Origin of the sequence: Oxobacter pfennigii, from assembly GCF_001317355.1 — a bacterium.
Taxonomy (GTDB): Bacteria; Bacillota; Clostridia; order Clostridiales; family Oxobacteraceae; genus Oxobacter; species Oxobacter pfennigii.
Map to the genome: position 1 here is coordinate 149,625 of NZ_LKET01000016.1, position 14,842 is coordinate 164,466.

Sequence of the window (14,842 nt, forward strand, 5' to 3'; positions counted from 1 at the left end):
ATATGCATCGTACTTTAGAAGAATGTATTATTGACCTTGAAAAAACCGGTCAATTGATAAGGATTCATGAGAAAGTAGACCCATACCTTGAGATGGCTGCTATACATTTAAAGGTTAATAAAGCTAAGGGTCCGGCACTTTTATTTGAAAATGTAAAAGGTTCAAAATACAGGGCGGTATCCAATTTATTCGGCACCCTGGAAAGAAGCAAATTCATATTCAGACATACATTAGAGGCCACTAAGGATGTTATCGCAGTACGCAATAATCCTATGAGCGTATTTAAAAATCCTTTCAGATATATAGGAACTGGTTTGTCAGCCTCAAAGGCTCTTCCTATAAAGAGTTTTAATAATAAGCTTTCCGGATTCAGGGAAATTCAAATCTCAGACCTTCCTCTAATCCATCATTGGCCTAAAGATGGAGGGGCATTTGTCACACTGCCTCAGGTCTATTCCGAGGATCCGGAAAAACCGGGAATAATGAACAGCAATTTAGGTATGTACAGGGTTCAGATGACAGGAAATGATTATGTCATAAACAAGGAAGTCGGGCTTCATTATCAAACTCACCGCGGCATAGGCATTCATCACCATAAAGCTAAGAAAATGGGGAGCACTCTTAAGGTCAGCGTATTTGTAGGAGGGCCCCCTGCCCATACTTTAGCTGCCATAATGCCCCTGCCTGAGGGTTTAAGTGAGATGACTTTTGCCGGTTTATTATCAGGACGAAATTTTCGCTACTGCTATAAAGACGGATATCTAATAAGCCTGGATGCGGATTTTGTTATAACGGGTGAAATTTATCCCGATGAAACCAAGCCTGAGGGACCCTTCGGTGATCATATAGGATATTACAGCCTGGTCCACGATTTCCCTGTAATGAAAATTCATAAGGTATATGCCAAGGAAAATGCAATCTGGCCGTTTACAGTCGTAGGACGCCCTCCTCAGGAGGATACCTCCTTTGGAGATTTGGTACATGAACTGACCGGCCATGCCATAAAATATGAAATTCCGGGGGTTAAGGAAGTCCATGCCGTTGATGCAGCAGGGGTGCACCCCCTATTATTTGCCATAGGAAGTGAAAGATATACACCTTTTATGAAAATAAAGCAGCCGGCGGAGCTTCTAACCATTGCCAACAGAATTTTGGGCACAGGGCATGTAAGCCTTGCTAAATATTTGTTTATTACAGCTGAAGAGGAAAAGGAACTTAATACCCGAAATGAAGTGGAGTTTCTGACTTATATACTGGAGCGTATTGATCTTCACCGTGACGTCCATTTTCACACCAATACCACAATAGATACGCTGGATTATTCGGGTATGGGATTGAATTCGGGGAGCAAGGTTGTGCTGGCGGCTTATGGAGATAAAAAAAGAGAGCTGTGTAAGGATGTGCCTGAGCAGCTTCAAAACTTATCGCAGTTTAAAAACCCACATATGATAATGCCGGGAATAGTAGCCATTGATGGGTTGGAATTTACTGGCTATAGTGAAGCGCAAACCGAGATTGATAATTTATGCAGGGAGATTTTAGACGGAGGGCCAATTCCTCAATGCCCGGTTATAATACTGTGTGATGACAGCTTGAATTTAAGCAGTGAACTTAACAATTTCTTTTGGGAGACATTCACAAGAAGCAATCCCTCCCATGATATTTACGGAGTTAACAGCTATTATGAAAACAAGCACTGGGCATGCGATAACATGATCATAGATGCACGCACCAAGACCCACCATGCTCCAAACTTAATTCCCGACCCCAATGTTGAAAGGAATATTCAGCGTTTCTTTACCAAGGAAGGCAGCTTAACCAAAATAGAGATATAAAATAAGAACCGGACAATACCGGTTCTTTCCATGTTAAAAAAATTATCTTGATGTTGCGTTTAATTTATCTTTTATTTCTAGACATTTAGGACAATCAACTTTGCCTGTACATTCTATGGATAATTGATGTAATAATAATTCCCTGCTGTATTTAATTGGTGTCTTTTGAACAGGTACATTGGAAGGTGCTTGTGAATTTTCATTAACCATAATATCATTCTCCTTTTCCCTAAAATAATATTGTTAATATATTAATTATTATAACACAAAATTAACAATCAGTCATATATAGAAAAATAAATTAAATTCTATTTTAACATCAAATTACTTGCAGCATCCGTGCGATATGCATTAATTGCGGGAAGGAGGGAGGCCGCCATCCCAATTAGGGCTGCTGTAATTATAATGACAGGTTCTTTTGCTGAAAAGGTCACAGGCGCATAAAGTTATGTATTGTTTTGCATATACATAGCAATTCCTAAAGATAACAAATGTCCGAAAATAAAGCCTGAAATAACCGATATCATGATAATTATAGAGCTTTCTATAATCACAATTTTAAATATGTCCGAGCTTCCGGCCCCAATAGCCCTTAAAATTGCATTTTCTCTGGACCGCAAAAGAATGGACCAGCTTAGAGATATTACTATTGTAATTATTGCAATAGCCAATACTATATATGAAACAACTGCCAGTACGTCTTCACTTTGTCCAAGCATATCAAATATATTTGCCATTACTGCCCCGGGAAAGGCAGCCTGAGCGTCTTTGCCGCTATTAATCTCCCATACTGCACGTTCACAATCCATTACATGTTCCTGTTTATCAATGGAAGCTCCTTCAACCATGAGGAAGAAGCTGTTTTCGTTTTTACTTAATATATCGAGGGATTTCTTGGTCATATCCCACAGCATGGGTTGATCGGGATAATTCTTTAATACATCCGGGCTTTTTTCAATAGCTTTATCTATATAAACGTTTATGGTGGTGTTATGGAAAAGCCCTAATAACTGATTGGTTTTGGAAGTGTCCACATTTTTTAATTCCTGTGCGTTTCCTACAAATTCGTATCCTTCTTTTTCAAAGTCGCCTATCAAGTCTCTTTCATCCGTACGTTTTGAACCGGGTACCGATTTAGGCCAGAACCATTGAGCTCCACCGCCTAAAATTACGTCGGGGCGTTGCGGGGTATTGAACATCTGATTTGAGATTTCTACCATATTTGAGCGCTGGGGAATATGAACAAATTATATTAAGAAGGTTAATGGATAGTAAAATTTGAATTAACCAATGTTAATTTATGGAAAATACTTTTGCGATTTTCAGAGTGCAATTAATGGTGATTTATAAATATTAATATCGATTCATGGTTGCATTCATGTGTCTAAAAACATAAAGTAATGTAGAAAGACTATAATGTATAAGTTATATATGCAGTTATATAGGATTTTTTCGATATAAAATAAAATTTGGAGGAGTTTGATGAGTAATATAGCATTGCAGCTTGAGCTGCTGGCCTCCGGAATTGTGGAGCCTGCAGCCAATATACTCTTTGATACTATCGTATATTCAGAGGGAAATGTGGGTTATAACAGTGCGACAGGTATTATAACATTTAATGAAGCCGGCAGATATGCAATAAACTGGTGGGTTGCGACTCAAACTTCTGCATCAAACAACGGAGCTGTATTTGCATTATCTTCATCCCAGGGAGATTTTTTGGTAGGCGATTCTCCAATTAGGACAGGGCAGGTGACTGGCATAGGAATTATTGATGTTGATACCGCTCCTGTGGAAGTTTCCTTGATAAATTCATCTTCGGCTTCATTTTATTATTCGGCAATCGTTCCGGTAAAGGCGGTACTCGTTGTGATTGAGGATGATATTGAAAGTACCGGCCCAACAGGCCCGACGGGTGATACGGGACCTACTGGAGCCACGGGAGCCACAGGCCCAACAGGAGATACGGGATCTACTGGACCTACGGGAGTCACAGGTCCAACGGGTAATACTGGAGCCACGGGAGCCACAGGCCCAACAGGAGATACGGGATCTATTGGACCTACAGGTGTCACAGGTCCAACGGGTAATACTGGAGCCACAGGCCCGACAGGTGATATGGGATCTACTGGACCCACCGGAGACACTGGAGTAACAGGGGCAACAGGATCTACTGGTACCACGGGAGCCACAGGCGATACGGGTGCCCCAGGATCTACTGGTGCCACAGGCCCGACAGGTGATACGGGTGCCACGGGAGCTACCGGCCCAACGGGTCCACCAGACGGACCTACCGGGCCCACCGGACCGACAGGCCCAACAGGTCCATCGGAAGGGCCTACCGGACCGACAGGGGCCACAGGAGATACAGGAGCAACAGGATCTACTGGTGCCACGGGAGCCACCGGCGATACGGGTGCCACAGGCCCCACGGGAGCTACCGGAGCCACGGGAGCTACCGGGCCAACAGGTCCGACGGGAACAGTTCTGCCTGATACATTTGAAGTATATGTTCAGGCAGGTGCCGTAGGAGGTGACGGTACACATGCTAATCCATTCGGAACAATACAGCAGGGATTGACTGCAGTATCACCGACAGGGACCGTCCATATACTGGGCGGGCTGTATCCCATTACCGCCAACATGTTAGTTAATAAAGCGGGAGTGACAATAAAGGGCTATCCAAATACAGTCATACAGTCCCAAGCTGCGGTTATTGTTTTTACCGTTGTCGGAAATGGTGTAACCATTGACGGTTTGACAATTACCAGCAATAATCCCTATGCTGTTGAGTTTATACAATTGGGAGGTACGAATCATAAACTGAGCAACAATGTAATTTTCGGTCCGCCCCAGGCAGGTCCGTCAACAGGCTGGATAGTTAACAGGGGTTTTGTTTCTCAGTCAAACAATATGACTAATTTAATAGTTGAGAATAATATTTTTTATTCAATGCGGCAGTCGGCATATTTAAATCCCAATACAACAGGATATATATATAGTAATGTAGTTTATAATACTCGTGGGTTTGTTGTTGACGGCGCAATCTTTGTTTTTTCAGGAAACTCATGGGGCAGTCCGGAAAATGCGACGGATATAGCTTTGCTGCCAAGTGTGCCGGTCGGCCCGCCTTATGACCCTATAACTGAGCTTTCAGCGAATAACAGCGATGCATCAATTGAAGACCAGAGATAAGCCTGTTAATCTATTTTCAGGTGATGATAGAATTTATATGAAATTCAGCTTGTATAAAAAAGGATGCTTTTATAAAGTATCCTTTTCATTTAGCTTTAAATCTAAAATAATGTCGGCCAATATACCAAATGTCTTTAAAATAAAATGTTTGTAGAATCCCTTCTTAACAACAATCCTGCAATATCATACTATACCTCATGCTAATTAAAAAGTATAATTCATAAAAAATACAATCAAGGGGGGTTCTCATGAACGTTATAGCTTTTCTAATATACTGTGTTATAGTAACATTTACACCTGGGCCTACGAATATTGCCATCTTATCCATAGCACATAATTTCAAGATTAATAAAGCATTTCAATATGTATTGGGAGCAGCAGCTGCCTTGGGTACACTGCTTGCTGCTTCTGTTATTCTGAACAGTGTACTTGCAGTGATTGTGCCGAAAATTCTGATTGTGATGCAGATAATAGGAAGTCTTTATATGCTCTACCTTGCGTATCAAGTATCCAAAATGGATGTGGCAGGGGATATCACCAAACAAACCGCTACATTTATGTCCGGATTTTTAATGCAATTTGTAAACCCTAAAGTTTGGGTATTTACAATGACTGTTATTCCGAGCTATGTTATGCCATATTATAAATCGTTGCATATGTTATTGATATTTGTTTTAGCTATAACAACTATTGCCCTTTCAGCCCTTGCAACGTGGGCATTTTTCGGCACGGTTTTCAAGAAATTTTTGCAAAAATATCAAAAGCCCGTTAATATAACATTAGCGATATTATTAATTTATTCAGCGATAGAGGTATCAGGAATAGTTGAGATAATTAGAAGGTGAATTCATATGGAGAAATTTGTATATAAAAAGTCGGCAGGGATTACTGCATTATCTGCAAGTTTTGCCGATTTCAAATATAAAAAGCACTGCCATGAAGAATATGCTCTTGGTGTAACATTGCGCGGCGTTCAGCAGTATAACATGGATGGAAGTTTACAATCATCATATCAGGATGGGGTTATGCTCTTTAATCCGGAACAGGTACATGATGGAAGCTCGCAGGATAAGTCTGGTGTTGATTATGTAATGGCTTATATCAACCCTAAGTTGTTTTTGGAGATACTTGGAAAAAGGGATTTAGTAAGGTTTTCATCTCCTATCGTATATAATTACAGGCTTGAGCAAAGCATATTAAACCTGATAAATGCCATATTCAGAGACGAAGATGAATCTATGTGCAGCGAGTTACTTTTAACTCTTGTGGATAATTTTTCTCAAACAGAAATCAGTAAATGGTTTAAAAAAAATAATATTCTTATCAAAAAAGCAAAAGAAATGATATACTTCAATTTAGGAAATGTGTTAAGGATTGATGACATTTGCAGAGAATTAGATATGTCAAAATTCCAGTTCATCAGGGCCTTTAAAGCTAACACAGGGATTTCTCCATACCAATTTTTTTTAAACTGTAAAGTTGAACATGCCAAGCAATTAATAGAAAAAAACAAAGACATATATTTTGCAGTGACCGAATGCGGATTTGTAGATTTAACCCATTTAAACAGGCATTTTAAAAGCATATATGGTATAACAGCATTTGAATATATGTCAGACATTAGATGAAGCGTTAACATGATTTTTATATCTATATATTTGGAATGAATAATAAAATAAATTTTTGCAAGAAGTTGAGCCGGTTAGCTTTAAATGGCTCAACCTTTTTTTGTTTCGGTTAAATTCTAAAAGTATTTAAATTATATAGATAATCTGTTCAAAGTATATATAAAAATAAAAAATATATTGACCACTGGTCACTAAAATGTTATTATCATGCTAACCGCTGGTCAATATAACAATAAGGAGGTAAAACTCATGCCTTTACAGCTTTATGATAAAGAAAAAATCTTAGACGCTTGCTTTGATGTGTTTTCCCGTCATGGATATGTTAATACCTCGACCACGATGCTGGCGGAGGCGGCTGGCATATCCAAGGCACTAATCTTTCACCATTTTAAGAGCAAGAAAGAATTGTATCTCAGTGTCTTGGACAGATGCATCGAAAAAGGAAGGATTGAAATGGGTTTTGATACACTGTTGGAACATCAGGATTTTTTTGAGGCAAAAGAAAAATTCAGCGTCATCAAATTCCATTATTACAAAAAAAATTCCGGCCTGATGAGAATTATGCAAGAAGCTTTTTATGCGACGCCGGATGAACTTAAAATGGAGATTCAAGATAAGTATGGAGTGCTTCTTGCAAATAATGAAAAAGAATGGAAACGATTATTTAAAAAGGTCCCACTTAGAAAAGGCGTGGACCGTGAGCAGGCTTTCAGACTGGTTATGCTCACACTGGATTATTTTGATGACAAGTTTTTATTAGAATTAGATAATAACCATGACTTGGAAGAAGCGTATCTTCGAAATTTTCTTGAAGAAAGGAAAAATTTTCTTTCTATGATTCGATTTGGAATTGAAAAGCAAAAGGAGGAACTTTCATGACAAATATAGTAAAAAGATTTAAGGATTTGACTCCTGAATTCCAGGCTTTTGCAGGCGGGAAAGGCAGTATGCTGGCCAAAATGTTTCAGAGCGGATATCCGGTACCGGAAGGTTTTGTTGTTTTGCCATCAGCTTTCGAGGAAGAAAAGCTGAATAAAGAAGCTTGGGACGAGATACTTATTTTCCTTAACACAATCAGAAAGGGCAATAAAGGGGCGCTGTTTGCAGTGCGGTCATCTGCTTTAAGCGAAGATTCAACTCAAGCCTCTTTTGCAGGTGAATTTGAGACCGTACTCAATGTAGAGACAGATGAAAAGGTTATGGAAGCCATCTATACAGTTTTCAGATCAAGACAGTCAAAGAGGGTAAAGGTATACAGCTCTGTTCAAGGTATTGAGCAATCTCATCAAATTGCCGTAGTTGTGCAGTTGATGGTGCCTTCTGAAATTTCAGGGGTATTATTTACCGCTGACCCTATAACAGGCAGTTTTGCAAACATGATAGGTAATTATATACATGGGTTGGGAGAACAGCTTGTTTCCGGAGAAGTAAATGCACATGACTTCAAATTAAATAGGCCGAAGGGAAAATATGACGGTCCTGATGAGTTTAAGAAGTATGCCAGCAACCTCTATAAATATGCGGCAAGGCTTGAGAAGGAATTAGGAAATCCCCAGGATATTGAATGGGCTGTGGCAAGAGGGAAATTATACATTTTACAGGCAAGACCTATAACTACTTTAACAATAGGTAATTTGGATACCTATCAAATAAACGAAAGCTTGGCAGGGGATGCTCTTTGGGTAAATACCAATGTGGGAGAAGCAATCCCAGATGTTGTCACACCACTTACCTGGAGTATAGTCAGGACTCTGGATATAGAATCCGGTTTTGTCCCGGGGTATTATCTATGGTCTGGCAACATATGCGGAAGGATATATTCAAATATCAGTCAAAGGTTATCAGCTATTACCGCATTATATGGAAATTCAAAATTAGGTTTAAAAATCCTTGGTGAAGTTTTTGGTCAAATACCGGAGGGTTTAACTATTCCAGTCTATCCATTTACCAGAATGAATGTAATAAAAGCTATGGTACTGGGAATCAAGTATTACTTTAAAAAGTATAGGGAAATTTCAAAAGAAATGTCTCAGCACATAGAAAGAACACCGAATTGGTGCGGAATGACAATAGAAAAGATTAAAAAAGTAAATACCAAGGAAGAGCTGATTGCCTTATGGAAGCATGAGCTTAAACCCTATAATACCAAGGCATGGTGGGGGTTAATAGTCAGCGGGAGCAACGCCGTAATTGCTTTGGCATTGGGAAAGAAACTTACAAAGCTGGTGGGGACCGAAGATGCGAATACCCTTTTGTCCAACCTCAGGGGAAACTCAGAGTTGGCAAGCCTTGGACCGGTCGTAGGTATCTCCAAGATTATCAAAGGAGAAATGAGCCGTGAGGAATATTTTAAGCAAAATGGTCATAGAGGTCCCCATGAGTTTGAGCTATCCATACCGGACCCCTCTGAAAATGTAAACTGGCTGGAAAGACAGATTGAAGAATTTAAAGAGTCGAATATCGATGTAGAAGGACTTTTACAGAAGCAGCATACTCAATATGAGGCTGCATGGAAGAAATTTCAGAAACGTTTTCCTAACAAAGTAAAATGGCTTGAGAAGCAAATAGCAAAAGCGTCGAATGGGGCTCGTGTCAGAGAAGCGGCCCGCTCGGAGTTTGTAAGGGTATTCAGAGTTATTCGTGCCTTTGCATTAAAGACTGGTGAAATTACAGGAATAGGCGATGATGTTTTTTTCCTCTACATGAATGAAGTAGAAGATCTCCTGTCTGATAGGGATGCGAAAATAAAGTATATTCCGGCAAGAAAAGAAAACCATGAAAGATATAAAACTCTGCCGCCGTTTCCATCAGTTATTCGAGGGCGATTCAACCCTTTCGAATGGGTGAAGGATACCAATAAAAGAATGGACTTCTATAATTCAACCGTGCCAATTGCGATCGCATCTTATTCTGAGACTCTGAAGGGTTTTGCAGGAGCAGCTGGCAGAGTAGAAGGAACAGTACGCATCCTGTTAACCCCGGAAGAAGGAGAAAAAATTCAGCCGGGAGAAATTTTGGTTGCCACAACCACTAATGTAGGCTGGACTCCCATTTTCCCTAAGGTTGCAGCGGTAATAACTGATGTAGGTGCACCTTTGTCACATGCTGCTATTGTGGCTCGAGAGCTTGGCGTTCCAGCTGTCGTGGGATGCGGAAATGCCACAATAAGACTTAAAACTGGGGATAAAGTTCTGGTTGACGGCGGGCAGGGAGTTGTGCATATACTAAAATAATGTCTATAAAAAAGCGGCTGTATAACTTTTAAATAATGATAATAAACCAGGTTAAAAATTGACCTGCTGGTTTTTTATTTGCCATAGGTATTTGACGCTTCATAAAATAGTAATAGTTACAATGTATTTTTCATATTGTGGTGATGAGATTCAGGGCGGACAAAGAAGGTATTATAGCATTACAGGTAAAGGAAAAGGGACATACTTTGAAAACAAGAAAAATTGGGAATATCCGTGTTCTGCTATTTAACATTCGGGTGAATTTATTCAGATTATAACAGATTTTTGAATTTCGTGGTATTTTATTTAAATAAATATAAAAGCTGAAAAGTCAATTACTTTCCAGCTATTATTTGCAAAATTACTGCTGCTTGTATTGTGGTTCTTGCTGCTCTATATACTGCTGCCTTCCCTTTAGTGTCTGCACTGCACCGTCAAAAGTCTGAGCGAGCTGCTGGAAGGTTTGCTTAGCCTGTTTATCCTGAGTTTCCAGAGCAAAAGTCTTCATGCTTGAGGCGGCGCTTTCGACGCTGGCTATTACCTGCTGCAATTGAGTTGCTACAGTCATGTTATCACCTCCTTCAAACTAATGTTAGGGACACATCTTCTTTTTTAAAGCAATGAAATATGAAGTAGGCGAAGATATGTCCCATGTATTTTTCTATCCTTTTGGCTTAAAAATTAATGATGCAATAAATGCAAATATTATGGCTGCGGAAATACCTGCGCTTGTAATATCGAAGATTCCGGTAAGAACTCCAATTATGCCCGACCCTTTAGCCTCCTTTAATGCTCCTTTTACTATGGAGTTTCCAAAGCTGCTAATAGGTACAGATGCTCCTGCTCCTGCAAATTTAATCAAGGGTTCATACCATCCAAGTCCTCCTAGGATGGCACCTGTAACTACCAGAGTAACCGTAACATGCGCAGGGGTAAGCTTAAGCACATCCAGCATAAGCTGGCCTATAACACATATTGCGCCTCCCACAACAAAAGCCCATATAAACTTCTCCAAAATCAATCACCACCTTATTCCATTTCTATGGATACTGCATGGGCAATACAAGGTATACTTTCCTTCTGCTGATATGAAAGGGGGGATAGCAAAGCACCTGTTGCTACAATTAACATCCTTTTTATCTCTCCCTTTTTCATACGGTTCATGAAATGGCCGTAAGTTACTGTAGCAGAACATGCGCATCCGCTGCCTCCGGCGAATACCGGCTGGTCTTTTTTGTATATAAGTATACCGCAGTCTGTAAATATTTCGGGAGGTATTTCAAGTCCGTGTTTATTTAACAGATCCCCTGCGATTTGGTGACCTACGCTTCCGAGATCCCCTGTTGCGATAACATCATAATGAGATGGCTTTATGTGTAAATCCCTAAAGTGTGCTTCTATGGTATCAACAGCAGCAGGAGCCATGGCAGCACCCATATTAAAAGGGTCGGAAAGTCCCATATCAATAACACGCCCTATAGTTGCGCATTTAACTTTGGGCCCTGAACCTTCCTGTGCTACCAAAGCTGCACCTGCGCCAGTCACAGTCCATTGGGCATAGGGGGGTTTTTGGCCTCCGTATTCCGTAGGGTATCTGTACTGCTTTTCCGACGATCCATTGTGACTGGACGCAGCTGCAACTATGTAATTTGCGTTTTTGCTGTCTATAATCAAAGAAGCCAGTGCCAGCCCTTCCATGGAGCTTGAGCATGCACCGTAGACGCCTAAAAATGGAATTCCAAGGGTACGGGCAGCAAAGCTGCTTGAGATAATTTGATTCATCAAATCTCCGCTTGTAAAAAAGGTCACGTCTTCTTTCTTTATATTAGCTTTATCTATTGCAAGTTCTGCCGCCTGCTCTAAAAGCTTCTTTTCTGCTTTTTCAAAGCTTTCCTGGCCCAGCCACATATCTTCGTGCAGGATATCGAAATCCTCTGACAGGTTTCCGTTTGCTTCAAAGGGACCTCCAACTGCAGCAGATGAAATAATAACAGGTTTGGAATTAAAAACCCATGTTTGATGCCCGTAAAGCATTTATATCCCACCTAACCATTGTATAGTAAGTTTTATAATAGCAACCACAAAGGCAGAAAAAACACCGTAAGTGATGACCGGTCCGGAAATTTTAAACATATTTCCGCCCACTCCGAGTACATACCCTTCACTCCGGTGTTCAATTGCTGCCGAAGCCATTGTGTTTGCAAAGCCTGTAACCGGGATAATACTTCCTGCTCCGGCCCACTGTCCTATATGGTCATATACACCAAGACCTGTAAGCAGCACAGAAACTATAATAAGCACTGCAGTGGTTGGGTTTCCGGCTGTCTTTTCAGTAAAGTTGAAATATTGTATAAAAATCATCTGTATGCCTTGGCCTATAGTACAGATAATGCCTCCGACTAAAAATGCCTTAAAGCAGTTGAATAAAACGGAACGTTTTGGTTCTCTGTCCTTAGCAAATTTTTGATATTCCTGCTGGGTGGGGGTAAGCTTTTTCTTTTTCATATTGGACATTTTATCACCTTCTAATGTAATAAATATGGTTTTAATTTATTTAATACCGCATCAAGCTTAGCAGCGTCTTTTGAGTAAACATCCTTAGCTTCAGCATTCTCTGTCTGTAATGCAAACTTCAGAAGATCAGCATGAGTTCTTTCGAGATTTGCATAAAGAAGTTCCTTTACCTTAGGCTGCGGAGTCTGTATACTGTCGTCAAACAAATCCACGTACAGGTCACCTGAAGAGTCCACCTGCCCTATGAACACATTTTCAAGGGCTATTCCTAAACCAGAAAGCTGTGTAATTAGCCATCTCCGGTTTAACCCCATGTTGCTTAAGGGCTCGTCGAGTATGTTGCCATCAAGTATCACTGTCTGGGATTCAGACTGGGGTGCTACTTTCTGACCAAAATCATGGGGAGTTATAGGTTTTTTATCTGATTTTAAAAGTACGCTTATTTCTCCTGTGGTCTCCATTACAGCAAATTCAACATCAGCCAGGTTAAAAGCATTTTTAGACCGTAATTCTCTTAAAAGCTCTTCGCCGGTTAATCTTACCTGTAAAAGGTTCTCTTCCATAACTTTCCCTTGTTTTATAAGCACTGTCTCTTTTCCAAATACAAGATCGTGCACCCATTTACTTTTTATGGACAGATATTCCAAAGCAATGGTTAGTAGTACCCAGACACTCAGGGCAATAGACCCAAATGTAAGGGTTGTGAGCTTCAATGATAAAAAGGAGGCAATTATAGCCATTACAGTCAAGTTTATCAGCTTAAATGGCGACATTCTTGACAGGCTCCCTTTACCCATTATCCTTGTAAAAAACAAGACTATTAGAAATAAGGATACTGACCTAATCAATATTTCAACCCAGTCCTTCATATACTTCCCTCACTTAATATCCTTTATATTGTGGTTCCTCGAACTCCAAAGTTTTTGACCTGTTTTCAAGATCATTAATAACTTCATTTGCAGTATCTATAGCTTCCTGATATGCTGACTTGGTATCTTCATCCTGAGATTGCAGCCGGTAAACCTTCAATGTACTTTCGACACCCTTTAGGGTGGCTATTGTCTGCTTTAACTGGGATGCTACCGTCACATTAAATCACCTGCCTTACAATACTATTTTTTTCTTCTTTTCTTGTTTTATCCTCCTAAATATCATGTGGAATACATTACATAATTAAATAGAGTTAAAATAAAGTGAAAGCAGCATGTAAAATATTAAAGCTTTGTATGCATACTATTTTTAGATTCCCTAAAACTAAAGAATAACTGAAATAGAAACTGACATGGGCTACAGGAAAGAAGTGATATCAATTTGAATATTATTTTTGTGGTAATTATACGGTCCTTTATTTCATTCTTTTCCCTGCTGATTCTTGTACGGCTTATGGGTAAACAGCAGATGGCGCAGCTTACATTCTTTGACTATGTTGTAGGCATCACAATTGGTTCCATAGCCTCAACACTCTCGGTGCAGGTTAATCAAAATACGACGGCGACTCTGGCAGGTATGGGTGTCTGGACAATACTGCCTATACTGCTTGCAGTTTTAAGCGTTCATAATGTATGGGTCAGAAAAGTTGTTGAAGGGGAAGCCACTGTTGTTATAGAAAATAGCAATATATTAGAAAAGAATCTAAAAAAATTACATCTTTCTATTGATGATCTTATATCCCAGCTCAGAAACCAGGGCGTATTTAGCATCGCTGATGTAGAGTTTGCTTTATTTGAGGCCAATGGCAAGTTAAGTATATTAAAAAAATCTCAAAAACAGCCCGTTACACCAGGCGATTTAAATATACAAACCCAGTATGAAGGGCTGCCCACTGTGCTTATATCAGACGGAGTTTTGCTGACTGATGCCTTATACTCGCTGAAGCTGTCCAATGCATGGCTCCAGCATCAACTGGGTAAACAGAATATTATCAATATCAGCGAAGTTTCTATAGCTCAACTGGATACAAAGGGAAACCTGTATGTGGATTTAATGGGAGATAAACAATCTTATGTTATTTCTACCCAAAATTGAGTAAGGGAGGTATAGAATTGAAAAAATATATTTCATTATTAATAGTGCTTGGTATTTTTCTATTATTATGTGCCTGTGGGCCTATAAGAAGGCCTATGGACAATAAAACCGGATTTTCCAGTTACCTTAAAGAAGCTGAAAACCACATTCGGACCGAAGATTGGCAAAATGCCAGAGCGAGCTTAGAGAGTGCTGATAAAGCATGGAAAAGTATAAAACCTATTCTACAAATTGATATAGACCATGATTACGTAAATAGCATAGAAAATAATTTTACACAATTAAGAGCTTATATAGAAAACAAAGAAAAATCAGATTCACTTGCTTTGATCCTTATGATTCAGGAAGATTGGAAAAATATCGGCTCCATGTAAAAATGATTATAATATTCAATAAAGTGCTAAACCGAACA

16 protein-coding genes are annotated in these 14,842 nt (G+C 39.7%); 8 read left to right on the forward strand and 8 right to left on the reverse strand.

The genetic code is table 11. From position 1 onward, the window contains the following. Positions 1-2: 2 nt before the first annotated feature. The gene (locus OXPF_RS02335) at positions 3-1,835 is read left to right on the forward strand and encodes a UbiD family decarboxylase (RefSeq protein WP_054873601.1); all 1,833 of its coding nucleotides are present in this window, start codon (positions 3-5) and stop codon (positions 1,833-1,835) included. A gap of 42 nt (positions 1,836-1,877) precedes the next feature. On the opposite strand, the gene OXPF_RS22265 is transcribed toward OXPF_RS02335, so the two are convergent. Both OXPF_RS22265 and OXPF_RS02340 read right to left on the reverse strand, forming a co-directional pair. Continuing rightward, on the reverse strand, positions 1,878-2,045 hold the full coding sequence (locus tag OXPF_RS22265; protein ID WP_160317126.1) for a hypothetical protein: 168 nt from the start codon (positions 2,043-2,045) through the stop codon (positions 1,878-1,880). 236 nt (positions 2,046-2,281) lie between these two features. Next, on the reverse strand, positions 2,282-3,055 hold the full coding sequence (locus OXPF_RS02340) for an alkaline phosphatase (RefSeq protein ID WP_083479655.1): 774 nt from the start codon (positions 3,053-3,055) through the stop codon (positions 2,282-2,284). A 262-nt stretch (positions 3,056-3,317) separates the two neighbouring features. Between OXPF_RS02340 and OXPF_RS02345 the strand changes: the two genes are divergently transcribed. The 5 genes from OXPF_RS02345 to OXPF_RS02365 all read left to right on the forward strand — a co-directional run bounded on the left by OXPF_RS02345 (position 3,318) and on the right by OXPF_RS02365 (position 9,891). After that, a complete protein-coding gene (locus OXPF_RS02345; protein ID WP_083479656.1) occupies positions 3,318-5,030 on the forward strand; it encodes a collagen-like domain-containing protein in 1,713 nt (570 codons plus the stop codon). Between the two features lie 248 nt (positions 5,031-5,278). Then, the gene (locus OXPF_RS02350) at positions 5,279-5,875 is read left to right on the forward strand and encodes a LysE family translocator (RefSeq protein ID WP_054873603.1); all 597 of its coding nucleotides are present in this window, start codon (positions 5,279-5,281) and stop codon (positions 5,873-5,875) included. 6 nt (positions 5,876-5,881) lie between these two features. Continuing rightward, positions 5,882-6,658, forward strand: a complete 777-nt coding sequence (locus OXPF_RS02355; protein ID WP_054873604.1) for an AraC family transcriptional regulator — start codon at positions 5,882-5,884, stop codon at positions 6,656-6,658. Positions 6,659-6,907: 249 nt separating this feature from the next. Further along, the gene (locus OXPF_RS02360) at positions 6,908-7,537 is read left to right on the forward strand and encodes a TetR/AcrR family transcriptional regulator (RefSeq protein WP_054873605.1); all 630 of its coding nucleotides are present in this window, start codon (positions 6,908-6,910) and stop codon (positions 7,535-7,537) included. Further along, positions 7,534-9,891 carry a PEP/pyruvate-binding domain-containing protein gene (locus OXPF_RS02365; protein ID WP_054873606.1) on the forward strand — a complete coding sequence of 786 codons (2,358 nt, stop codon included), beginning with the start codon at positions 7,534-7,536 and terminating at the stop codon, positions 9,889-9,891. Before OXPF_RS02360 ends, OXPF_RS02365 begins: the two co-directional genes overlap by 4 nt. Positions 9,892-10,252: 361 nt before the next feature. Here the strand turns inward: OXPF_RS02365 and OXPF_RS02370 are convergent, their stop codons facing one another. The 6 genes from OXPF_RS02370 to OXPF_RS02395 form a co-directional block, all read right to left on the reverse strand. Beyond that, positions 10,253-10,459 (reverse strand): DUF1657 domain-containing protein, encoded by a 207-nt coding sequence (locus OXPF_RS02370; RefSeq protein WP_054873607.1) that lies wholly within the window; start codon positions 10,457-10,459, stop codon positions 10,253-10,255. 93 nt (positions 10,460-10,552) lie between these two features. After that, positions 10,553-10,906, reverse strand: a complete 354-nt coding sequence (gene spoVAE / locus OXPF_RS02375; RefSeq protein ID WP_054873608.1) for a stage V sporulation protein AE — start codon at positions 10,904-10,906, stop codon at positions 10,553-10,555. 14 nt (positions 10,907-10,920) lie between these two features. Then, the gene (gene spoVAD / locus OXPF_RS02380) at positions 10,921-11,925 is read right to left on the reverse strand and encodes a stage V sporulation protein AD (RefSeq protein ID WP_054873609.1); all 1,005 of its coding nucleotides are present in this window, start codon (positions 11,923-11,925) and stop codon (positions 10,921-10,923) included. Then, positions 11,926-12,405, reverse strand: coding sequence for a stage V sporulation protein AC (spoVAC, locus tag OXPF_RS02385; protein ID WP_054873610.1), 480 nt, complete (start codon positions 12,403-12,405; stop codon positions 11,926-11,928). Between the two features lie 11 nt (positions 12,406-12,416). Further along, positions 12,417-13,274: a DUF421 domain-containing protein gene (locus OXPF_RS02390; protein ID WP_054873611.1), complete on the reverse strand. Its 858-nt coding sequence runs from the start codon at positions 13,272-13,274 to the stop codon at positions 12,417-12,419. Between the two features lie 13 nt (positions 13,275-13,287). Next, a complete protein-coding gene (locus tag OXPF_RS02395; protein WP_054873612.1) occupies positions 13,288-13,494 on the reverse strand; it encodes a DUF1657 domain-containing protein in 207 nt (68 codons plus the stop codon). Positions 13,495-13,731: 237 nt separating this feature from the next. Between OXPF_RS02395 and OXPF_RS02400 the strand changes: the two genes are divergently transcribed. Next, entirely contained in the window at positions 13,732-14,430 is a 699-nt protein-coding gene (locus OXPF_RS02400; protein ID WP_160317127.1) for a DUF421 domain-containing protein, read from the forward strand. Positions 14,431-14,447: 17 nt separating this feature from the next. After that, the gene (locus OXPF_RS02405; protein ID WP_054873614.1) at positions 14,448-14,804 is read left to right on the forward strand and encodes a DUF4363 family protein; all 357 of its coding nucleotides are present in this window, start codon (positions 14,448-14,450) and stop codon (positions 14,802-14,804) included. Positions 14,805-14,842: the final 38 nt, after the last annotated feature.